This is a genomic window from Serratia sp. AXJ-M, from assembly GCF_046531865.1.
GTDB classification, from domain to species: Bacteria; Pseudomonadota; Gammaproteobacteria; order Enterobacterales; family Enterobacteriaceae; genus Serratia; species Serratia liquefaciens.
In genome coordinates this window covers 3,594,524-3,616,687 of the sequence record NZ_CP059394.1, presented here as the reverse complement: position 1 = coordinate 3,616,687, position 22,164 = coordinate 3,594,524, and the positions used below count along the sequence as shown (strand labels likewise).

The following is a 22,164-nucleotide window of genomic DNA, read 5'->3' as shown; positions in this document are numbered from 1 at the left end:
CTGTGGAGTGTAAGGGTTTTCTGTTCGATCTTGATGGGACGTTGGTGGATTCATTGCCTGCGGTAGAGCGCGCCTGGGTTAACTGGGCCAAACGCCGCGGCGTTGATCCGCAGGACGTGCTGGATTTTATTCACGGTAAACAGGCCATTACCTCGTTGCGTCATTTTATGCCGGGTGAAAGCGAGGCGGCGATCCAGCAGGAGTTTCTGCTGCTGGAACAGGTGGAAGCGCAGGACACCGAGGGCGTTACCGCACTGCCCGGCGCCGCTGCCTTGTTGGCGCGCTTGAATCAACTCGACATTCCCTGGGCGATCGTCACTTCCGGCTCGATCCCGGTAGCTACCGCTCGGCGGAACGCCGGTGGCCTACCACAGCCGGAGGTTTTCATTACTGCCGAGCAGGTGAAAAAGGGCAAGCCGCAGCCGGATGCGTATCTGCTGGGGGCTGAGCGCCTGGGGTTGGCACCGCAAGATTGTGTGGTGGTGGAAGACGCCGCTGCCGGCATTCTGTCCGGGTTGGCCGCAGGCTGCCAGGTGATTGCCGTCAATGCACCAGCCGATGCGCCAAAGTTGGATCAGGTCGATCTGCTGCTGTCATCGCTTGAGCAGATCGCCGTGAGCAAAACGGAGCAGGGCGCCGCGATTAACCTGGTGGCGTAACGCGTTATCTTCACCCAAATTGATTAGACCCCGCACCCGCGGGGTTTTTTTATGCTAATTTTTAAGCCCTTGGATATCTCTGCCGGGTGAGGCCGTTTTGAACAGCGAATTACTGTGGGTGCTGAGTTTACTGTTGATTGCCATTGTGTTGTTTACCACCAATAAACTGCGTATGGACGTAGTGGCGTTGCTGGTGATCATCGCCTTTGTGCTGAGCGGTACCCTGACCCTGCCGGAGGCCACGGTCGGGTTCAGCGATCCCAACGTGATCCTGATTGCTGCGCTGTTCGTGATTGGTGAAGGGCTGGTACGTACCGGGGTGGCTTATCAGGTGGGAGACTGGCTGGTGAAGGTCGCCGGCAGTAGCGAAACCAAAATGCTGATGTTGTTGATGGTCACCGTCGCCGGCCTGGGGGCATTCATGAGCTCGACCGGCGTGGTGGCAATTTTTATCCCGGTAGTGCTCAGCGTGGCGGCGCGAATGAAAATCGCCCCGGGAAGGTTGATGATGCCGCTGAGCTTTGCCGGCCTGATCAGCGGCATGATGACCCTGGTGGCGACCCCGCCGAACATGGTGGTAAACAGCGAGCTGGTGCGCGAAGGCATCAGCGGTTTTGGCTTCTTCGGCGTGACGCCGGTAGGCCTGGCGGTGCTGGTGTTGGGCGTGGGCTATATGCTGGTGGCTCGACGTTGGCTGGGTAATGAAGACGGCGATAAGACGCGCGAAACCTGGCAGCGACGCACTTTCCGCGATTTGATCCGTGACTACAAGCTGACCGGCCGGGCGCGTCGGCTGGCGCTGCGCAGCGGTTCGCCGCTGGTGGGACATTCCCTTGACGAGCTGCACCTGCGTGCTCGCTACGGCGCCAATGTGGTGGGCATTGAACGCTGGAAGCGCTTTCGGCGGGTAATGGTCAGCGCATCCGGCAGCACCGAGCTGCGCGAAGGCGATGTGCTGCTGCTCGACATGTCGGACAGCCAGGTCGATTTACGGGAATTCTGCAGTGAGCAGCAACTGGAACCCATGGTTCTGCGCGGCGACTATTTTTCCGAGCAGTCGCGCAATGTCGGTATGGCGGAAGTGTCGTTGATTCCTGACTCGACGCTGTTGGGCAAAAGCCTGCGCGAATCCGCCTTTCGCAGCCGTTACGATCTGAACGTGGTGGGGATCCGCCGTAATGGCGAAACCCTGGCGGGCAAGCTGGTGGATGAGCCCCTGGCGTTGGGTGACATTCTGTTGGTGATTGGCGACTGGAAGGCGATCCGTCAGCTGCAGGCGAAAACCCACGATTTTATCGTACTCAATCTGCCCGCCGAGGTCGACGAGGTTGCGCCGGCCATCACCCAGGCGCCGCACGCATTATTCTGTCTGGCGTTGATGGTGGCGATGATGCTGACCGACGAGATCCCCAATCCGATCGCCGCATTGATTGCCTGCCTGCTGATGGGTAAGTTCCGCTGTATCGACATGGAAAGTGCCTACAAATCGATCCACTGGCCGAGCATTATTTTGATTGTCGGCATGATGCCCTTTGCTCAGGCATTGCAGAAGACTGGCGGGGTGGATTTGATCGTGCGCGGGTTAATGGACGTTGCCGGCGGTGCCGGGCCAAGGGTGATGCTGGTGTGCCTGTTTGTTCTGTGCGCCACGATTGGGTTGTTTATCTCCAATACGGCAACCGCGGTGTTGATGGCGCCGATCGCCATTGCCGCCGCCCGCGAAATGGGGGTGTCACCGTACCCGTTTGCCATGATTATCGCCATTGCCGCTTCGGCGGCCTTTATGACGCCGGTTTCTTCCCCGGTGAACACGTTGGTGTTGGGGCCAGGGAATTATAAGTTCGGTGATTTTGTGCGTATGGGCGTGCCGTTCACGCTGTTGGTGATGCTGGTTAGCGTGATTATCGTGCCCTGGCTGTATGCTTTTTAACGGCGCAGCGTGCTGCGCCATAAGATTTACAGAGAGGAGTCGAGGCTGATTTCGTCCAGCGACAGGCTGAAGCTGGGAATAAACACGTTCATGAAATAGTCCATTTCCGGGCTGCTGCGCTGCTGCAAGGTCTTGTCCAATCGCGCCTTCGCCAGCTTGAATTCGTTATTGCCGGCAGACAGCTCCTCCAGACACTTCAGGTAGGCGCACAGCGCATCGGCCTGCTTCACCACCAACTTTTCGTCTTCGGTGTAATAGTGCTCGTCGAGAATCGAGCGGAAATCGTTGCGCAATTCGGCCGGGATCATATCCAGCAGTTTCTGCTGGGCGATCTTTTCGATCTTCTTGTACTCGTGGGCGATCTGCGGATTGTAGTATTTGATCGGCGTCGGCATATCGCCGGTGATCACTTCACTGGCATCGTGGTACATCGCCAGCAGGGCGACACGCTCGGCGCTCAGGTTGCCATTGAACTTCCGGTTCTTGATCACCGCCAGCGCATGGGCGACAAATGCCACCTGCAGGCTGTGCTCGGAAACGTTCTCGGTACGTACATTGCGCATCAGCGGCCAGCGGTTAATCAGTTTCAAACGTGACAGATGGGCAAAAAAGTGGCTCTGGCTCATGGTGCTCTCTTATACAACGGCAAGTGAGGGTTCCATTGTGAGCAGTGATGGCGGGTTATGCAACTCAGGCAGTGCGGTGATGGGGGAGAAGGGCGCAGCAGGCTGCGCCCATCATGACTATTGACGATAGCCTTCCAGGAAGCGGCCCAGTTTGCCGACCGCCATTTCCAGTTCATCTACGCGCGGCAGCGTAACGATGCGCACATGATCCGGGTACGGCCAGTTGAAGGCGCTGCCCTGCACCAGCAGCACTTTTTCCTGCAGCAGCAGATCCAGCACCAATTTCTGATCGTCGTGAATATTAAAACGTTTGGCATCGATGCGTGGGAACATATACAGCGCGCCCTGAGGTTTCACGCAGGAAACCCCCGGGATTTCGTTCAACAGTTCCCAGGTGCGATTACGCTGTTCATACAGACGGCCGCCGGGTTGAATAAATTCGCTGATGCTTTGGTAACCGCCCAGTGCGGTTTGAATAGCGTGCTGCATCGGTACGTTAGCGCATAGACGCATCGACGCCAGCATTTCCAGGCCTTCGATATAGCCTTTGGCGTGTTTTTTCGGCCCGTTCAGCACCATCCAACCCTGACGGAAACCCGCCACACGGTAAGTTTTGGACAATCCGTTAAAGGTGACGGTCAGCAGGTCCGGTGCCAGCGCGGCGATCGAATGGTGTTCGGCTTCGTCATACAGAATTTTGTCGTAAATCTCATCGGAGAAGATGATCAGGTTGTGCTGACGGGCGATCTCGACGATCTGCTCCAGCAAGGCCTTGCTGTACACCGCACCGGTTGGGTTGTTCGGGTTGATGATCACGATGCCGCGGGTGCGTGGGGTGATCTTGCTGATGATGTCATCCAGATCCGGGAACCAGCCGGCTTGCTCATCGCACAGATAATGCACGGCTTTACCGCCGGACAGCGAAACTGCCGCGGTCCACAGTGGGTAATCCGGCGCCGGCACCAGCATTTCGTCGCCGCTATTGAGCAGCGCCTGCATGGATTGCACGATCAGCTCGGAAACCCCGTTGCCAATGTAGATATCCTCAACGGTCACGTCGCGTATGTTGCGGGCCTGGTAGTGCTGCATGATCGCTTTACGCGCCGAGAAGAGCCCTTTGGAATCGGAATACCCTTGCGCCGTGGGCAAATTGCGGATCACGTCGACCAGGATTTCATCAGGGGCATCGAAACCGAATGGGGCTGGGTTGCCGATGTTCAGTTTCAGGACTTTATTGCCTTCTTCTTCAAGACGTTTAGCTTCTTTGAGCACCGGGCCACGAATGTCATAGCAGACGTTGTCCAGTTTGCTGGATTTCTCAATGGGGGACATAAAAAGTTGAGCCTTTTGCTGGGATGGGGGCGTTCCTACCGTGGAATGCCGCAACCTGCCCAATGTACTCCTGGCGCGGGCGCTTTTGAAGGGCCATGCACGCCTTTGGTGCAAACGAAGGGGGTAACGCAGGAACCCAGGTGAGATAAGCAATGTTAAAGTGTTTTGGTGGGTTTTAGTGCTGCATTTTATTTTGAAATTGGTATTTAATTCTGTCTTTGTAGTGGTGTACAGTCATAATTACCCGGTATCATCCCCGTAACGGAACGGGACCCGACAAACGGGTTATCCGGCCAAAGATTAAAGAAGTTAAAATGTAAAGAAATGATAATGCCAGAGTAGTCTGATAGCGGGATGTCAATCGGCGATCCAAACTGAAAGACAAGGATGAATTACATTAGCTGTATTTCAGTTTCTATCTTAAGCGCTGTTTAAGTAGTTATTTCTGATTTATTCACGCAATAAATGTTACTGATTGAATTTATTAAAGTCATGAAAAAATGAACCAGACGTTACGCTGCGAACTACGGATTTTTCTGCGCAGAAAACGGCGCTGAGGCCAGTCTGGACGCGGGAGTTATGCAGCACGATTGGTGTGGAAATCTCACGCGTTGAATGAGTAAAATATTTAACCCGGTAAAAATGAAACACTTTCACCACTTATAAAGTACGGCATTTCTATAAGCATTCACGATAGATCACATTTTAAAAGGCGATAGAGGTAACGAAATAAAAGTAATTTTTTTGCCCTCCACTTATGAGTGGGGTACTGTCATGTCTGGCATCGTCCTTTAACGATGTCTTAGAAACACACCAGGGTAGTTTGTAAATTAGAATTCAAAAAGTGAAGAAAACACTATGACAACTGCAAATCGTCCGATACTCAATCTCGACCTCGATCTGCTAAGAACCTTTGTAGCTGTTGCTGATTTGAATACTTTTGCGGCGGCGGCAGTCGCCGTTTGTCGCACTCAATCAGCCGTCAGCCAACAAATGCAGCGGTTAGAGCAACTGGTTGGCAAAGAGTTGTTTGCCCGTCATGGGCGCAATAAATTACTGACCGAACACGGTATTCAGCTTCTCGGCTACGCCAGGAAAATCCTGCGCTTCAATGACGAAGCCTGTACTTCGTTGATGTACAACAATATAAAGGGTGTTCTGACTATTGGCGCTTCCGACGATACCGCCGATACCATCCTGCCTTTCTTGCTTAACCGCGTCACGTCGGTGTACCCAAAACTGGCGATTGATGTCCGGGTGAAACCCAGCTCGTTCATGGTCGACATGCTGGAAAGCGGCGAAGTCGATCTGGCTATCACCACTATAGCTGCCGCAGATCGCCCGCACATTGTGCTGCGTACCTCACCAACCCTGTGGTATTGCGCGGCCGATTACCATTTCCAGGCTGGCGAACCGATCCCGTTGGTGGTGATGGACGATCCAAGTCCGTTCCGCGCGATGGCGATCAAACACCTGGATGACGCCGGGATCCCATGGCGGATCGCCTATGTGGCTTCAACGCTTTCCGCCGTTCGCGCCGCCTGTAAGGCCGGGCTGGGCATTACCGTTCGCCCAATAGAAATGATGAGTCCGGACCTGCGTGTGCTTGGTGCAACCGAGGGGTTACCCGCGTTGCCTGATACTCAATACAGCCTGTGCAAGGATCCTCAGTGCGGTAATGAGCTGGCGATGGCGATATTCAGCGCCATGCAAAACGGCAACGACAGCTACAGCTTCAGCGGGCCCGGCGCATCGCTGCAAGATGACGCCTGTCTGGTTGACGATGAGGAATAATGCCAAAAAGCGTTAAACCCAATGAAAAAACCTCTGCTTCGGCGGAGGTTTTTTTTTGGCCAAAATTCAGTAAAAGTTTTATTTATGTCGAGTTCGTTTGATTCAGATATCGAAGTGCGTATTTATTTAAGTTTTGCTGGGTAATGAGAACGGTTATCAGACGAAAAAAATGACTTTCGCTGTTTTTTTGAACGATTAATTTCACCGCTAAAGACCTGGAATAGATAGGGTTATTTTGATAGCGTGTCACGGCGATTTTTACCGCAAGAATTGACAAAATTTATTAAAGGGCCACACTTTTTTTGAGGTTTTATGCTGAAAACGTGTCCTGGATCAAAAAAATACCCCTAGGTAGTGAGTGGAAGAACAGGAGATTCCTGAGACAATGGTATAGTAAAACTGAAATGTGCATGTTGGTTTATATCTATCTGTTTCTACACGGCAATTAACTGACACGATTTAGCCTAAGCCAGGCGCATCAAATGTTAATTAAATGATACGTATGTAAACTAGTGTGTAGATACTTTTGTCAAAGTTGACAAAAGGTTATAGAAAGGAGTAAAAAGCCCACAGTAAAACGCTGCCTAACTCGCTGTAAAAGCAGTTTGTTTGTGTGGTTTATTTATCCTTCCCTTAAATCGATGTGGTGCACTAACTGCCAGATACAAGAGCAGAGCGATCGACGCCACTTTTGATGAGTAAGCATAGAGTATGTCAACAACCACTGAAGTTATCGCTCATCACTGGGCGTTCGCCGTATTTTTTGTCGTGGCTATCGGGCTTTGCGGTTTAATGCTGCTGGGCGCGTTCTTCCTGGGTGGGAGAGCCCGTGCGCGTGCCAAACATACCCCGTTTGAATCAGGCATCGACTCTGTCGGCACGGCGCGTATGCGTCTGTCCGCCAAGTTCTACCTGGTTGCCATGTTCTTCGTTATTTTCGATGTTGAAGCCTTGTACCTGTACGCCTGGTCGGTCTCCATTCGCGAGAGCGGTTGGGTTGGCTTCATCGAAGCCGCCATTTTCATTTTGGTGCTATTGGCCGGTCTGTTTTATCTGGTGCGTATCGGCGCATTGGACTGGACACCGTCGCGTTCCAAACGTCTGAGTAAACCAGGCACGATCACTAACACCAACAGTCATCCGCAGTAGTCGGTAAAAAACGAGGCATTAAGATGGACTATACGCTCACCCGCATAGACCCGAACGGTGAGAACGACCGTTACCCCCTGCAAAAACAGGAGGTCGTCGCCGATCCCCTGGATCAACAGGTTCACCGCACGGTTTACATGGGTAAACTCGAACATGCATTGCATGACATGGTGAACTGGGGGCGTAAAAACTCTATTTGGCCCTATAACTTTGGCCTTTCGTGCTGTTACGTGGAGATGGTGACGTCGTTTACCGCCGTTCACGACGTGGCTCGTTTTGGTGCCGAAGTATTGCGTGCTTCGCCGCGTCAGGCTGACCTGATGGTCGTAGCCGGTACCTGCTTTACCAAGATGGCCCCGGTTATTCAGCGCCTGTACGAACAGATGCTGGAGCCAAAGTGGGTGATCTCCATGGGTGCCTGTGCCAACTCCGGCGGCATGTACGATATCTATTCCGTCGTGCAGGGCGTGGACAAATTCTTGCCGGTCGACGTGTATATCCCGGGTTGTCCACCGCGTCCAGAAGCTTACATGCAGGCGCTGATGCTGCTGCAGGAATCGATCGGCAAAGAACGCCGTCCGCTGTCCTGGGTTGTTGGCGATCAGGGCGTTTACCGCGCCAATATGCAGTCTGAAAGAGAGCGTAAACACGGCGAGCGTATCGCGGTGACCAACCTTCGGACGCCTGACGAGATTTAAGACGTTCATTTAACGTCCATCTTAGTGCGCTATTGGTTAACACAGCGAAAAGTGAACTTGCGGCGAAATAACCCTTTAGTGTGGTGAAAAAAAATTATGACAGATTCAACGACGCACGACGCCTTGCCGGCCTGGCAGACCCGAGATCACCTCGACGATCCGGTGATTGGCGAACTGCGCAACCGTTTTGGGCCGGAAGCCTTCACTGTTCAGCCCTCCCGTACCGGAATGCCCGTGGTATGGGTCAAGCCTGACCAGTTACTGGAAGTAATGACGTTTTTGAGAAAACAGCCGAAGCCTTACGTCATGCTGTTCGATCTGCATGGCGTGGACGAGCGTCTTCGCACCCACCGCGACGGTTTGCCGGCCGCGGATTTTTCTGTTTTCTACCATCTGATTTCTATCGAACGCAACCGCGATATCATGCTGAAAGTGGCGCTGTCTGAAAAAGACCTGCACGTGCCCACAGCAACCAAGGTTTTCCCTAATGCCAACTGGTATGAGCGTGAAACCTGGGAAATGTTCGGTATTACCTTCGACGGCCACCCGCACCTGACGCGCATCATGATGCCGCAAACCTGGGAAGGCCACCCGCTGCGTAAGGATTACCCGGCGCGCGCCACCGAGTTCGATCCCTTTGTGTTGACCAAACAGAAAGAAGATCTGGAAATGGAAGCGCTGACCTTCAAGCCGGAAGACTGGGGCATGAAGCGTGGCACCGAGAACGAGGACTTCATGTTCCTCAACCTTGGCCCGAACCACCCATCTGCGCACGGTGCATTCCGTATCATTCTGCAACTGGATGGCGAAGAGATCGTCGACTGCGTTCCGGATATCGGTTACCACCACCGTGGCGCCGAGAAAATGGGCGAGCGTCAGTCCTGGCACAGCTACATTCCGTACACCGACCGTATCGAGTACCTCGGCGGCTGCGTGAACGAAATGCCTTACGTGTTGGCGGTTGAAAAGCTGGCCGGTATCAAGGTGCCGGAGCGCGTTGACACTATCCGCGTAATGCTGTCCGAACTGTTCCGCATCAACAGCCACCTGCTGTACATCAGTACGTTCATTCAAGACGTCGGCGCCATGACCCCGGTGTTCTTCGCCTTTACCGACCGTCAGAAAATCTACGATCTGGTGGAAGCGATCACCGGTTTCCGTATGCACCCGGCCTGGTTCCGTATTGGCGGTGTTGCACACGATTTGCCGCGCGGTTGGGATCGTCTGCTGCGTGAATTCCTGGAGTGGATGCCAAAACGCCTGGATTCCTACGTTAAGGCTGCGCTGAAGAACAGTATCCTGAAAGGCCGTTCCGTGGGTGTTGCATCCTACAATGCCAAAGAGGCATTGGAGTGGGGCGTGACCGGCGCCGGCCTGCGTGCTACCGGTATCGAGTTCGACGTGCGCAAATGGCGTCCGTATTCCGGCTATGAGAATTTCGACTTCGAAATCCCGGTCGGCGACGGCAACAGCGACTGCTACACCCGCGTGATGCTGAAGGTAGAAGAGCTGCGCCAGAGCCTGCGCATCCTTGAGCAGTGCCTGAACAACATGCCGGAAGGCCCGTTCAAGGCCGATCACCCGCTGACCACGCCGCCGCCGAAAGAGCGTACGCTGCAGCACATTGAAACGCTGATCACCCACTTCCTGCAGGTTTCCTGGGGCCCGGTGATGCCAGCCAACGAATCATTCCAGATGATTGAAGCCACCAAAGGGATCAACAGCTACTACCTGACCAGCGACGGCAGCACCATGAGCTACCGCACCCGGGTACGTACGCCAAGCTTCGCGCACCTGCAGCAAATCCCAGCGGTAATCCGTGGCAGCCTGGTCTCCGACCTGATCGTCTATCTGGGTAGTATCGATTTTGTAATGTCAGATGTGGACCGCTAACTATGCATGATCAAAAAGACAATCACGCGAATAACGAAGCGCTTGAACCCATCAATGCGGCCGCTCCTCAGAGCGGCGTTGATGCATTTGAGCTGAGCGCGGAAGAACGTGATGCGATCGAGCACGAAAAGCACCATTACGAGGATCCACGCGCCGCCTCAATCGAAGCACTGAAAATTGTGCAGAAGCAGCGCGGCTGGGTTCCGGACGGTGCGATTTATGCCATCGCGGAAGTGCTGGGCATTCCTGCCAGCGACGTAGAAGGCGTGGCCACGTTCTACAGCCAGATTTTCCGTCAGCCAGTAGGACGTCACGTGATCCGTTATTGTGACAGCGTTGTTTGTCACATCACCGGTTACCAGGGCATTCAGGCCGCCATCGAGAAGAAGCTGAGCATCAAACCGGGTCAAACCACCTTTGATGGTCGCTTCACTCTGCTGCCAACCTGCTGTCTGGGCAACTGCGATAAAGGGCCGACCATGATGATTGATGAGGACACTCACAGTCAGCTGAAGCCTGAAGATATCGAGACGCTACTGGAGCAGTATCAATGATTAAAGACATTGTACGCACTCCCGAAATGCACCCGCTGACCTGGCGACTGCGCGATGACAAACAGCCGGTCTGGCTGGATGAATACCGCAGCAAAAACGGCTATGCGGGCGCCGAAAAGGCCATTAAAGGCCTGGCTCCGGACGAGATCGTCAACCTGGTGAAAGACGCCGGGTTGAAAGGCCGCGGCGGCGCAGGTTTCTCCACCGGTCTGAAGTGGAGCCTGATGCCGAAAGACGAATCCATGAACATCCGTTACCTGCTGTGTAACGCCGATGAAATGGAGCCGGGCACCTATAAAGACCGCTTGCTGATGGAACAGATGCCGCACCTGTTGGTGGAAGGCATGCTGATCTCGGCTTTCGCGCTGAAGGCTTACCGAGGCTATATCTTCCTGCGCGGTGAGTACATCGAAGCGGCGGTGCATTTGCGCCGTGCGATTGCCGAAGCTACCGAAGCCGGGTATCTGGGCAAGAACATCATGGGCAGCGGTTTCGACTTCGAGCTGATTGTTCATACCGGTGCCGGTCGCTACATCTGCGGCGAAGAAACCGCGCTGATTAACTCGCTGGAAGGCCGCCGCGCCAACCCGCGCTCCAAGCCACCATTCCCGGCTTCCTCCGGCGTATGGGGCAAACCGACCTGCGTTAACAACGTAGAAACCCTGTGTAACGTGCCGGCCATTCTGGCGAACGGCATTGACTGGTACAAGGGGATCTCCGCCGGCAAAAGTAACGACGCCGGGACCAAACTGATGGGCTTCTCCGGCCGGGTGAAAAACCCAGGCGTTTGGGAGCTGCCGTTTGGTACCACCGCACGTGAAATTCTGGAAGATTACGCCGGTGGCATGCGTGACGGACTGCGTTTCAAAGCCTGGCAGCCAGGTGGTGCAGGGACCGACTTCCTGACTGCCGATCATCTCGATCTGCCGATGGACTTCGAGAACATCGGTAAAGCCGGCAGCCGTCTTGGCACCGCGCTGGCGATGGCGGTGGACCACGAAATCGGTATGGTTCCGTTGGTGCGCAACCTGGAAGAGTTCTTCGCTCGCGAGTCCTGCGGTTGGTGTACGCCATGCCGTGACGGCCTGCCGTGGAGCGTGAAGATCCTGCGTGCGTTGGAAAATGGCCAAGGGCAGCCGGGGGATATCGAAACCCTCGAGCAGCTGTGCCGTTCCCTCGGCCCGGGCAAAACCTTCTGCGCCCACGCGCCAGGTGCCGTAGAGCCACTGCAAAGCGCAATTAAATATTTCCGTGAAGAGTTCGAAGCGGGCATCGCCGTGAAGCATTTCAGTAACGCGCATGCGATTGGCGGCATTCAGCCGAACAACCTGCTGAAGCAACGCTGGTAAGCCGACTCGCCCCGACGACACGGCCAGAATTTTTGATTAACGCCTGCCGCAAGGCAGGCCACTTGGAAGCATGCTGACTATGGCTACGATTCATGTAGACGGCAAAGAATACGACGTAGATGGAGCTGACAACCTGTTGCAGGCTTGTCTCTCTCTCGGCCTCGATATTCCTTACTTTTGCTGGCATCCGGCGCTGGGAAGCGTCGGCGCTTGCCGCCAATGTGCGGTAAAGCAATACCAAAACGCGGAAGATACGCGTGGCCGTTTGGTGATGTCTTGTATGACACCGGCATCCGATGGAACCTTTATTTCCATCGACGATGCCGAAGCCAAACAGTTCCGTGAAAGCGTGGTTGAGTGGTTGATGACCAACCACCCACACGACTGTCCGGTATGTGAAGAAGGCGGTAACTGTCACCTGCAGGATATGACAGTAATGACCGGCCACAGCTTCCGTAAATACCGCTTCAGTAAGCGTACCCACAACAACCAGGAACTGGGGCCGTTTATCTCGCATGAGATGAACCGCTGCATCGCCTGCTACCGTTGTGTGCGCTATTACAAGGATTATGCGGACGGCACCGACTTCGGTGTGTACGGCGCGCACGATAACGTCTATTTCGGTCGTGTTGAGAGCGGCACGCTGGAAAGCGAGTTCTCCGGCAACCTGGTAGAAGTGTGCCCGACCGGCGTGTTCACCGACAAAACCCACTCCGAGCGTTATAACCGTAAGTGGGACATGCAGTTTGCACCAAGCATTTGCCAGCAGTGCAGCATCGGCTGTAACACCAGCCCGGGCGAGCGCTATGGTGAATTGCGTCGCATCGAAAACCGCTATAACGGCAGCGTGAACCACTACTTCCTGTGCGACCGCGGCCGCTTCGGTTATGGCTACGTGAACCAGAAAGATCGTCCACGTCAGCCACAGCAGCTGCGCGGCAACGACTGGATCACCCTGAACGCCGAACAGGCTATGCAGGGCGCGGCGGACATCCTGCGTCAGGCGAAGAAAACCATCGGTATCGGCTCACCACGCGCCAGTCTGGAAAGCAACTTCGCACTGCGTGAACTGGTCGGTGCCGAGAATTTCTACACCGGTATTTCACAGGCGGAACAGGGTCGTCTGAACCTGATGCTGAACGTGCTGCAAAACAGCGGCGTTCACACGCCTGCGCTGCGCGAAATTGAAGGCTACGACGCGGTATTGGTGCTGGGTGAAGATCTGACCCAGACCGGCGCACGTATTGCTTTGTCGGTACGTCAGGCGGTGAAGGGCAAGGCTCGCGCCATGGCTGCAGCCCAGCGCGTTGCCGACTGGCAGATTGCCGCGATACAAAACATTGGTCAGCATGCCAAGTACCCACTGTTCGTCACCAACGTGGACAACACCCGTCTGGACGACATCGCTGCGTGGAACTACCGTGCACCGGTGGATGAGCAAGCGCGTCTCGGCTTCGCCATCGCCCACGGGCTTGATAATGCGGCACCGGCGGTCAACGATTTGGCTGACGGCCTGAACAAGAAAGTCGATATCATCGTGCAGGCGCTGACCGACGCACGTAAACCGCTGATCGTCACCGGTAGCAACGCCGGCAGCGAAGCCATCATCGAAGCGGCGGCCAACATCGCCAAAGCGCTGAAGGATCGCGGCTCTGATGTGGGTATCACCTTCGTGGCCAGCGCGGCCAACAGCATCGGTTTGTCGATGATTGGCGGTGGTTCGCTCGATCAGGCGCTGTCGCAGCTGGAAAACGGTGAAGCAGACACCGCTATCGTGATGGAAAACGATCTCTACCGGCATGCGCAGGCGGCAAAAGTGGACGCCGCGTTGGCCAAGGTCAGCAACCTGATCGTGGTTGATCATCAGCGCACCGCGATCATGGATCGGGCCAACCTGATCCTGTCGGCGGCCAGCTTTGCAGAAAGCGACGGTACCCTGGTCAACCAGGAGGGCCGCGCACAGCGTTTCTTCCAGGTTTACGATCCGGCCTACTACGACGACGCGAAAAAAGACGTTTACACCGTAATGCTGGAAAGCTGGCGTTGGATGCACTCGCTGCATTCCACCTATACCAGCCGTCACGTGGACTGGACGCAGCTCGATCACGTTATCGAAGCCTGTGTTACCGCGTTGCCGCAGCTGCAGGGCATTGTGGACGCGGCACCGGACGCAAGTTTCCGCATCCGTGGTCAAAAATTGGCACGTTCGCCACATCGTTCCAGTGGTCGTACGGCTATGCGCGCCAACATCAGCGTGCACGAGCCGCGTCAGCCGCAGGATAAAGACACCATGTTCGCCTTCTCGATGGAAGGGAACAACAGCCCGCTGGCCGATCGTCAGCAGATCCCGTTCGCCTGGGCACCAGGTTGGAACTCACCGCAGGCATGGAACAAGTTCCAGGCCGAAGTGGGCGGCAAGCTGCGCCATGGCGATCCGGGCGTGCGTCTGATCGAAGCAGGGGAGGGCAAGCTGGATTACTTCACCCAGGTGCCTGCCGCCTTTGATCATGAGCAAGGCTGGCGTGTCGCGCCTTATTACCACCTGTTCGGCAGTGATGAAATGTCACAGCGTTCCGGCGTGATCCAGCAGCGTATGCCAGAGGCCTACGTGATGGTGAACCCGGCGGATGCCGCTACGCTTGGCGTGAATGCCGGTGCGCTGGTGGAGTTCAGCTGTGCGGGCCAGACGCTGCGTTTGCCGGTGCGCCTGAGTGAAACGCTGACCCAGGGCCAGGTGGGCTTACCGCTCGGCTTGCCAGGGATCCCGCCGGTATTGGTGGGTGCGACGGTTGAAAATCTGCGGGAGGCAACACGATGAGCTGGTTTACCCCTGAGGTGATCGACATTCTGATCTCCGTGCTTAAAGCGGTAGTGATCCTGCTGGTCGTCGTCACCTGCGGTGCTTTCATGAGCTTCGGCGAACGTCGCCTGCTCGGCCTGTTCCAGAACCGTTACGGACCAAACCGTGTCGGCTGGGGCGGTTCGCTGCAACTGGTCGCCGACATGATCAAAATGTTCTTCAAGGAAGACTGGGTTCCGAAATTCTCCGACCGGGTGATCTTCACCCTGGCGCCGATGATCGCCTTCACTTCCCTGTTGCTGGCATTTGCCATCGTCCCGGTCAGTCCGACCTGGGCGGTGTCCGACCTCAACATCGGTATTTTGTTCTTCCTGATGATGGCCGGCCTGGCGGTATACGCCGTGCTGTTTGCCGGCTGGTCGAGCAACAACAAATACTCGCTGTTGGGGGCGATGCGTGCTTCTGCGCAAACCCTGAGCTACGAAGTGTTCATCGGCCTGTCGCTGATGGGCGTGGTGGCGCAGGCGGACTCCTTCAACATGCAGACCATTGTTGAATCTCAGGCGCATCTGTGGAACGTCATCCCGCAATTCTTCGGTTTCGTGACCTTTGCGATTGCCGGCGTTGCGGTGTGTCACCGTCACCCGTTTGACCAACCGGAAGCCGAGCAGGAACTGGCCGACGGTTACCACATTGAATACTCCGGCATGAAGTTCGGTCTGTTCTTCGTGGGTGAGTACATCGGTATCGTCACCGTTTCTGCCCTGATTGTGACGTTGTTCTTCGGTGGCTGGCAGGGCCCATTCCTGCCGCCATTCATCTGGTTCGCGCTGAAAACGGCTTTCTTCATGATGATGTTCATTCTGATTCGTGCTGCTCTGCCACGTCCGCGCTATGACCAGGTAATGGCCTTCGGCTGGAAAGTGTGTCTGCCGCTGACGCTGCTGAACCTGCTGGCAACTGCCGCAGTCATTTTGTACAACGCTCAATAAGGGGTGAATAAACCATGACATTGAAAGAGTTATTGGTTGGTTTCGGCACCCAGGTGCGCAGCATTTGGATGATAGGCCTGCATGCCTTCGCCAAGCGCGAAACCCAGATGTATCCGGAAGAACCGGTTTACCTGCCGCCGCGTTACCGTGGCCGTATCGTGCTGACGCGCGATCCGGACGGTGAAGAGCGTTGCGTAGCCTGTAACCTGTGTGCGGTTGCCTGCCCGGTGGGCTGTATCTCGCTGCAAAAAGCAGAACAGAAAGATGGCCGTTGGTATCCGGAGTTCTTCCGCATCAACTTCTCGCGCTGCATTTTCTGCGGCCTGTGCGAAGAAGCTTGCCCAACTACCGCGATCCAGCTGACGCCGGATTTCGAAATGGGTGAGTTCAAACGCCAGGACCTGGTGTACGAAAAAGAAGATCTGTTGATCTCGGGGCCGGGTAAATATCCGGAATATAACTTCTACCGGATGGCCGGTATGGCGATTGACGGCAAAGCCAAGGGCGAAGCCGAAAACGAAGCCAAACCGATCGACGTCAAAGGTCTGTTGCCTTAAGGAGCCAGCAAGCATGGAAATTGCCTTTTATCTGGCAGGTTTGATTGCGGTGATCGCGACCATTCGCGTGATCTCGCATACCAATCCTGTGCATGCGTTGCTGTATCTGATCGTCTCGCTGTTGGCGATCTCTGCAGTCTTCTTCTCACTCGGCGCGTACTTCGCAGCGGCGTTGGAGATCATCGTTTACGCCGGTGCCATCATGGTGCTGTTCGTGTTCGTGGTCATGATGTTGAACCTCGGCAGCGCGGTACAAAAGCAAGAGCGCGACTGGCTGAAGCCGTCGGTATGGATCGGTCCGGGCCTGCTGTCGTTGCTGCTGCTGGCGGTGCTGATTTTCGCGATTCGCAGCGTGTCCGATCAGGGCATCAGCGGTGAGATGGTAGACGCCAAAGCCGTGGGGATCAGCCTGTTCGGTCCTTACGTGTTGGCGGTTGAGCTGGCTTCAATGCTGCTGTTGGCAGGTCTGGTTGTTGCCTTCCACATTGGCCGTGAGCACAAACCGGGTGAGGTGTTGAGCAACGCGCCGGTCGGTGGCGAAATGGCGAGAAGAAAATCGGAGGAGCAAGCATGATCCCTCTTCAACATGGCCTGATTCTGGCGGCGATCCTGTTCGTCCTGGGTCTGACCGGGTTGCTGGTTCGTCGTAATCTGCTGTTTATGCTGATCAGTCTGGAAGTGATGATCAACGCCGCAGCATTGGCGTTTATCGTGGCGGGTAGTTACTGGGGCCAACCGGATGGGCAGGTGATGTACATCCTGGCGATCAGTTTGGCGGCAGCCGAGGCCAGTATCGGTCTGGCGTTGCTGCTGCAGCTCTACCGTCGCCGTCATACCCTGAATATTGATACTGTCAGTGAGATGCGCGGATGAACCTATTATATTTAACTATTCTGCTACCGCTGATCGGGTTCCTGCTGTTGGCCTTTTCCCGAGGCCGCTGGTCTGAGAACGTCTCGGCAACCATTGGCGTAGGCTCTATCGGCCTGGCTGCGTTGGTCACGGTGCATGTGGCGATGGATTTCTTCGCCCAGAAAGCGACGGGCGTGCAGCTGTTTGAGCAGAGCCTGTGGAACTGGATGACCGTCGGTAACTTTAATATCGGCGTGACTCTGACGCTGGACGGCCTGTCGTTGACCATGTTGTCCGTGGTCACCGGCGTGGGCTTCTTCATCCACATGTTCGCGTCCTGGTACATGCGCGGTGAAGAGGGCTACTCGCGCTTCTTCGCTTACACCAACCTGTTTATCGCCAGCATGGTGGTATTGGTACTGGCAGACAACCTGTTGCTGATGTACCTGGGCTGGGAAGGCGTGGGCCTGTGCAGCTACCTGCTGATCGGCTTCTACTACAAGGATCCGGCCAACGGTGCGGCGGCGATGAAAGCCTTCATCGTGACCCGCGTCGGCGACGTGTTCCTGGCGTTCGCGCTGTTCATCCTCTACAACGAGCTGGGCACGCTGAACATCCGCGAACTGATGATCCTGGCACCGCAAAAACTGGCGGTCGGCGATACGGCGATCACCTGGGCTACCCTGATGTTGCTGGGCGGCGCGGTCGGTAAATCAGCGCAGCTGCCGTTGCAGACCTGGCTGGCAGACGCCATGGCGGGTCCAACCCCGGTTTCCGCACTGATCCACGCGGCGACCATGGTGACCGCGGGCGTTTACCTGATTGCCCGTACGCACGGCCTGTTCCTGATGGCGCCGGAAGTGTTGCATCTGGTGGGCATTATCGGGGCAGTGACCCTGGTGCTGGCCGGCTTTGCCGCGCTGGTACAGACTGACATCAAACGCGTACTTGCCTACTCCACCATGAGCCAGATTGGTTACATGTTCCTGGCGTTGGGTGTGCAGGCGTGGGATGCAGCAATCTTCCATCTGATGACCCATGCGTTCTTCAAGGCGCTGCTGTTCCTCTCCTCCGGTTCAGTGATCCTGGCTTGCCATCACGAGCAGAACATCTTCAAGATGGGCGGCCTGCGCAAGAGCATTCCACTGGTTTACGTCTGCTTCCTGGTGGGGGGCGCTGCGCTGTCGGCACTGCCGCTGATCACCGCAGGCTTCTTCAGTAAGGATGAGATCCTGGCGGGTGCGATGGCCAACGGTCACATCAACCTGATGATTGCCGGCCTGGTCGGTGCGTTCATGACCTCGCTGTACACCTTCCGTATGATTTTCATCGTGTTCCATGGCGAAGAGAAAATCAAAGCGCATGCCGGTAAAGGCATCACTCACCACCTGCCGCTGTTGGTTCTGCTGGTGCTGTCCACCTTCGTTGGCGCGATGATTGTTCCGCCACTGCAGGGCGTGCTGCCAGATACCACCGAGCTGGCGCACGGTAGCGTGCTGCAGCTGGAGATTACCTCCGGCGTAGTGGCTATTGTTGGCATCCTGTTAGCGGCGGCGCTGTGGCTGGGCAAACGTACCCTGGTTACCCGCATCGCCAATAGCGCACCGGGACGTTTCTTCTCTACCTGGTGGTTCCATGCCTGGGGCTTCGACTGGCTGTACGACAAAGTGTTCGTCAAGCCGTACCTGGGTATTGCGAAGTTGCTGCAACGTGATCCGCTGAACTCGATGATGAACCTGCCGGCCATTTTCTCCCGCTGGGGGAACCGTGGTCTGACAGTGAGCGAGAACGGTCAGGTGCGTTGGTATATAGCGTCTATGGGTGTGGGTGCAGTGGTCGTATTGGCTCTGTTGATTTTGGTTTAATTGAATAATTTAAACAGACGCATTTTTCGGGCGTAGCGCTCTGCAGGGCAGGCGCTACGTACAAAGTTTGAAATTATTCGTATAAGGGACACAAAACGCCATGCTATTACCTTGGCTAATTCTTATCCCCTTTATTGGCGGTCTGCTGTGCTGGCAGTTTGAGCGCTTCGGTACTAAGGTGCCGCGCTGGATTGCGTTGATCGCAATGGGGCTGACATTGGCGCTTTCTCTGCATCTGTGGATGCAGGGCGGCTACACGTTGACTACGCCGAAAGGCATACCGCAGTGGCAGTCTGAATTCCTGCTGCCGTGGATCCCACGCTTTGGCATTTCCATCCACCTGGCACTGGACGGACTTTCACTGCTGATGGTCGTGCTGACCGGCCTGCTGGGCGTGTTGGCTATCCTCTGTTCCTGGCGTGAAATCCAGAAATACCAGGGCTTCTTCCACCTGAACCTGCTGTGGATCCTGGGTGGGGTTATCGGCGTGTTCCTCGCCATCGACATGTTCCTGTTCTTCTTCTTCTGGGAAATGATGTTGGTGCCGATGTACTTCCTGATCGCACTCTGGGGTCATAAGGCGTCGGACGGGAAAACCCGTATCACTGCGGCCACCAAGTTCTTCATCTATACCCAGGCCAGCGGTCTGGTGATGCTGATTGCCATTATGGGCCTGGTGTTTGTGCATTATAACGCGACCGGCGTGTGGACCTTCGATTACGAAGACCTGCTGCAAACGCCAATGTCACACAACGTGCAATACCTGTTGATGCTGGGCTTCTTCATTGCCTTCGCGGTGAAAATGCCGGTGGTGCCGTTGCACGGCTGGTTGCCGGATGCGCACAGCCAGGCTCCTACCGCAGGTTCTGTCGACCTGGCGGGGATCTTGCTGAAGACCGCGGCCTATGGCCTGTTGCGCTTCAGCCTGCCGCTGTTCCCGGAAGCTTCGCATGAGTTCGCGCCAATCGCCATGTGGCTGGGTGTTATCGGTATCTTCTACGGCGCCTGGATGGCGTTTGCGCAGACCGATATCAAGCGTCTGATCGCTTACACCTCGGTTTCCCATATGGGCTTCGTCCTGATCGCCATCTACACCGGCAGCCAACTGGCTTACCAGGGGGCAGTGATCCAGATGATTGCACACGGTCTGTCTGCGGCCGGTATGTTCATCATCTGTGGCCAGTTGTACGAACGTCTGCACACTCGCGACATGCGTGAAATGGGCGGCCTGTGGGGGCGTATCAAATACATCCCTGCGCTGTCGCTGTTCTTCGCGGTGGCTACGTTGGGGATGCCGGGTACCGGTAACTTCGTCGGTGAATTCATGATCTTGTTCGGCAGCTATCAGGTTGTGCCGGTGATCACCGTGATTTCTACCTTCGGTCTGGTGTTTGCTTCGGTTTACTCGTTGATCATGATGCAGCGTGCCTACTACGGCAAAGCCAAGTCTGACCAACCTTTGCCGGGCATGACCGCGCGTGAGCTGTTCATCATTCTGCTGTTGGTGGTGTTGCTGGTTCTGTTGGGGTTCTACCCACAACCGATTCTGGACACTTCTAATGCGGCGATGAGCAACGTGCAACACTGGTTTGGTTCGTCAGTTTCAGCAATTTCAACAACAAGGCCGTAATTCGCCATGACAATAACTCCTCAACAACTGATCGCACTGTTGCCGCTGTTGATCGTCGGATTGACGGTGGTGGTTGTGATGCTAGGCATTGCGTGGCGACGCGACCACTTTATCAACGCCACCCTGACCGTGATCGGGCTAAACCTGGCGCTGCTTTCGCTGTACTTTGTCGGCCAGGCAGGCCCAATGGATGTCACCCCGCTGCTGCGGGTTGACGGCTACTCGATGTTCTATACCGGGCTGGTGATACTGGCGAGTCTGGCGACCTGTACCTTTGCCTATCCGTGGCTGGTCGGTTACCCGGACAACCGCGAAGAGTTCTATCTGCTGGTGCTGATTGCTACCCTGGGTGGCATTCTGCTGGCGAGCGCCAACCATCTGGCCTCGCTGTTCCTCGGTATTGAACTGATCTCGCTGCCGCTGTTTGGTCTGGTGGGCTACGCCTACCGCCAGAAGCGACCGTTGGAAGCGGCCATCAAGTACATGCTGCTGTCCGCCGCGGCGTCGTCCTTCCTGCTGTTCGGTATGGCGCTGCTGTATGCGGAGTCCGGTGACCTGTCGCTGGCTGGCCTGGGCAAGAGCCTGCAAGAAAACATGATGCACCAGCCGCTGATCCTGGCCGGTATGGGCATGATGATTGTCGGTCTGGGCTTCAAGCTGTCGCTGGTGCCGTTCCAACTGTGGACGCCGGATGTGTATCAGGGGGCGCCTGCGCCGGTTTCAACCTTCCTGGCCACCGCCAGCAAGATTGCTATCTTTGCGGTCGTTATGCGTCTGTTCCTGTATGCGCCTGCTGCCGACAACGAAGCGCTGCGCATGGTGCTGTCGATCATTGCCGTCTGTTCGATTCTGTTCGGCAACCTGATGGCCATCAGCCAGACCAACATCAAGCGTCTGCTGGGTTACTCGTCGATTGCCCACCTGGGTTATCTGCTGGTGGCGCTGATTGCGGTGCAAACCCACCAGCTGTCGCTGGAAACCGCCGGGGTTTACCTGGCCGGGTACCTGTTCAGCAGCCTGGGCGCGTTCGGCGTGGTCAGCCTGATGTCCAGCCCGTACCGTGGCCCGGATGCAGATTCACTGTTCTCCTACCGCGGTCTGTTCTGGCATAAGCCAATTCTGTCCGCCGTCATGACGGTGATGATGCTGTCACTGGCCGGTATCCCGATGACCCTGGGCTTTATCGGTAAGTTCTTCGTGATCGCAATGGGCGTCAGCGCTCACCTGTGGTGGTTGACCGGCGCCGTGGTGCTGGGTAGCGCCATTGGTTTGTACTACTACCTGCGCGTCACCGTCAGCCTGTTCCTCAGCGCGCCGGAAGCGCTGCAGCGCGATACCCCAAATAACTGGGCGTTGACCGCAGGCGGCGTAGTGGTGTTGATCTCCGCCGCGTTGGTGCTGCTGCTGGGTGTTTATCCGCAGCCGCTGATTACGCTGGTACAGATGGCACAACCGATGTTCTGATGGGCATCAGGGCAGTAAAA

General features: G+C 55.8%; 18 protein-coding genes. 16 read left to right on the top strand and 2 right to left on the bottom strand.

Translation table 11 applies throughout. The features are described from left to right. Window positions 1-2 precede the first annotated feature (2 nt). On the top strand, window positions 3-659 hold the full coding sequence (locus H0S68_RS16900; protein ID WP_046373051.1) for a sugar phosphatase: 657 nt from the start codon (window positions 3-5) through the stop codon (window positions 657-659). 97 nt (window positions 660-756) lie between these two features. Then, window positions 757-2,589 carry an SLC13 family permease gene (locus tag H0S68_RS16895; protein WP_232807826.1) on the top strand — a complete coding sequence of 611 codons (1,833 nt, stop codon included), beginning with the start codon at window positions 757-759 and terminating at the stop codon, window positions 2,587-2,589. A gap of 26 nt (window positions 2,590-2,615) precedes the next feature. Here H0S68_RS16895 and yfbR read toward each other — a convergent pair whose 3' ends face one another. Together yfbR and H0S68_RS16885 are read right to left on the bottom strand one after the other, a co-directional pair. Continuing rightward, window positions 2,616-3,215, bottom strand: coding sequence for a 5'-deoxynucleotidase (gene yfbR / locus H0S68_RS16890; protein WP_020827852.1), 600 nt, complete (start codon window positions 3,213-3,215; stop codon window positions 2,616-2,618). Between the two features lie 117 nt (window positions 3,216-3,332). Beyond that, entirely contained in the window at window positions 3,333-4,547 is a 1,215-nt protein-coding gene (locus tag H0S68_RS16885) for a pyridoxal phosphate-dependent aminotransferase (protein ID WP_020827851.1), read from the bottom strand. Window positions 4,548-5,405: 858 nt separating this feature from the next. On the opposite strand from H0S68_RS16885, the gene lrhA reads away from it, so the two are divergent. The 14 genes from lrhA (at window position 5,406) to nuoN (ending at window position 22,144) form a co-directional block, all read left to right on the top strand. Then, the gene (gene lrhA / locus H0S68_RS16880) at window positions 5,406-6,341 is read left to right on the top strand and encodes a transcriptional regulator LrhA (protein ID WP_044552638.1); all 936 of its coding nucleotides are present in this window, start codon (window positions 5,406-5,408) and stop codon (window positions 6,339-6,341) included. Between the two features lie 711 nt (window positions 6,342-7,052). Next, entirely contained in the window at window positions 7,053-7,490 is a 438-nt protein-coding gene (locus H0S68_RS16875) for an NADH-quinone oxidoreductase subunit A (protein WP_020827849.1), read from the top strand. Window positions 7,491-7,513: 23 nt separating this feature from the next. Continuing rightward, window positions 7,514-8,188: a NuoB/complex I 20 kDa subunit family protein gene (locus tag H0S68_RS16870; RefSeq protein WP_012146021.1), complete on the top strand. Its 675-nt coding sequence runs from the start codon at window positions 7,514-7,516 to the stop codon at window positions 8,186-8,188. 96 nt (window positions 8,189-8,284) lie between these two features. Further along, window positions 8,285-10,081, top strand: coding sequence for an NADH-quinone oxidoreductase subunit C/D (nuoC, locus tag H0S68_RS16865; RefSeq protein ID WP_020827848.1), 1,797 nt, complete (start codon window positions 8,285-8,287; stop codon window positions 10,079-10,081). Window positions 10,082-10,083: 2 nt separating this feature from the next. Further along, entirely contained in the window at window positions 10,084-10,635 is a 552-nt protein-coding gene (gene nuoE / locus H0S68_RS16860; RefSeq protein ID WP_104410952.1) for an NADH-quinone oxidoreductase subunit NuoE, read from the top strand. Next, window positions 10,632-11,984 carry an NADH-quinone oxidoreductase subunit NuoF gene (gene nuoF / locus H0S68_RS16855; protein ID WP_020827846.1) on the top strand — a complete coding sequence of 451 codons (1,353 nt, stop codon included), beginning with the start codon at window positions 10,632-10,634 and terminating at the stop codon, window positions 11,982-11,984. Before nuoE ends, nuoF begins: the two co-directional genes overlap by 4 nt. Window positions 11,985-12,063: 79 nt before the next feature. After that, window positions 12,064-14,802, top strand: coding sequence for an NADH-quinone oxidoreductase subunit NuoG (gene nuoG / locus H0S68_RS16850; RefSeq protein ID WP_041415534.1), 2,739 nt, complete (start codon window positions 12,064-12,066; stop codon window positions 14,800-14,802). Continuing rightward, a complete protein-coding gene (gene nuoH / locus H0S68_RS16845; protein WP_020827844.1) occupies window positions 14,799-15,776 on the top strand; it encodes an NADH-quinone oxidoreductase subunit NuoH in 978 nt (325 codons plus the stop codon). The genes nuoG and nuoH overlap by 4 nt, the downstream gene beginning before the upstream one ends. Window positions 15,777-15,790: 14 nt before the next feature. After that, window positions 15,791-16,333 (top strand): NADH-quinone oxidoreductase subunit NuoI, encoded by a 543-nt coding sequence (nuoI, locus tag H0S68_RS16840; RefSeq protein ID WP_004947256.1) that lies wholly within the window; start codon window positions 15,791-15,793, stop codon window positions 16,331-16,333. Window positions 16,334-16,346: 13 nt separating this feature from the next. After that, on the top strand, window positions 16,347-16,907 hold the full coding sequence (nuoJ, locus tag H0S68_RS16835) for an NADH-quinone oxidoreductase subunit J (protein ID WP_020827843.1): 561 nt from the start codon (window positions 16,347-16,349) through the stop codon (window positions 16,905-16,907). Beyond that, window positions 16,904-17,206: an NADH-quinone oxidoreductase subunit NuoK gene (gene nuoK / locus H0S68_RS16830; RefSeq protein WP_012146014.1), complete on the top strand. Its 303-nt coding sequence runs from the start codon at window positions 16,904-16,906 to the stop codon at window positions 17,204-17,206. The genes nuoJ and nuoK overlap by 4 nt, the downstream gene beginning before the upstream one ends. Beyond that, entirely contained in the window at window positions 17,203-19,050 is a 1,848-nt protein-coding gene (gene nuoL, locus H0S68_RS16825) for an NADH-quinone oxidoreductase subunit L (protein ID WP_020827842.1), read from the top strand. The genes nuoK and nuoL overlap by 4 nt, the downstream gene beginning before the upstream one ends. A gap of 100 nt (window positions 19,051-19,150) precedes the next feature. After that, window positions 19,151-20,680, top strand: coding sequence for an NADH-quinone oxidoreductase subunit M (gene nuoM, locus H0S68_RS16820; protein ID WP_020827841.1), 1,530 nt, complete (start codon window positions 19,151-19,153; stop codon window positions 20,678-20,680). Window positions 20,681-20,686: 6 nt separating this feature from the next. After that, window positions 20,687-22,144 (top strand): NADH-quinone oxidoreductase subunit NuoN, encoded by a 1,458-nt coding sequence (nuoN, locus tag H0S68_RS16815; protein ID WP_044552632.1) that lies wholly within the window; start codon window positions 20,687-20,689, stop codon window positions 22,142-22,144. The last annotated feature ends 20 nt before the right edge of the window (window positions 22,145-22,164 follow it).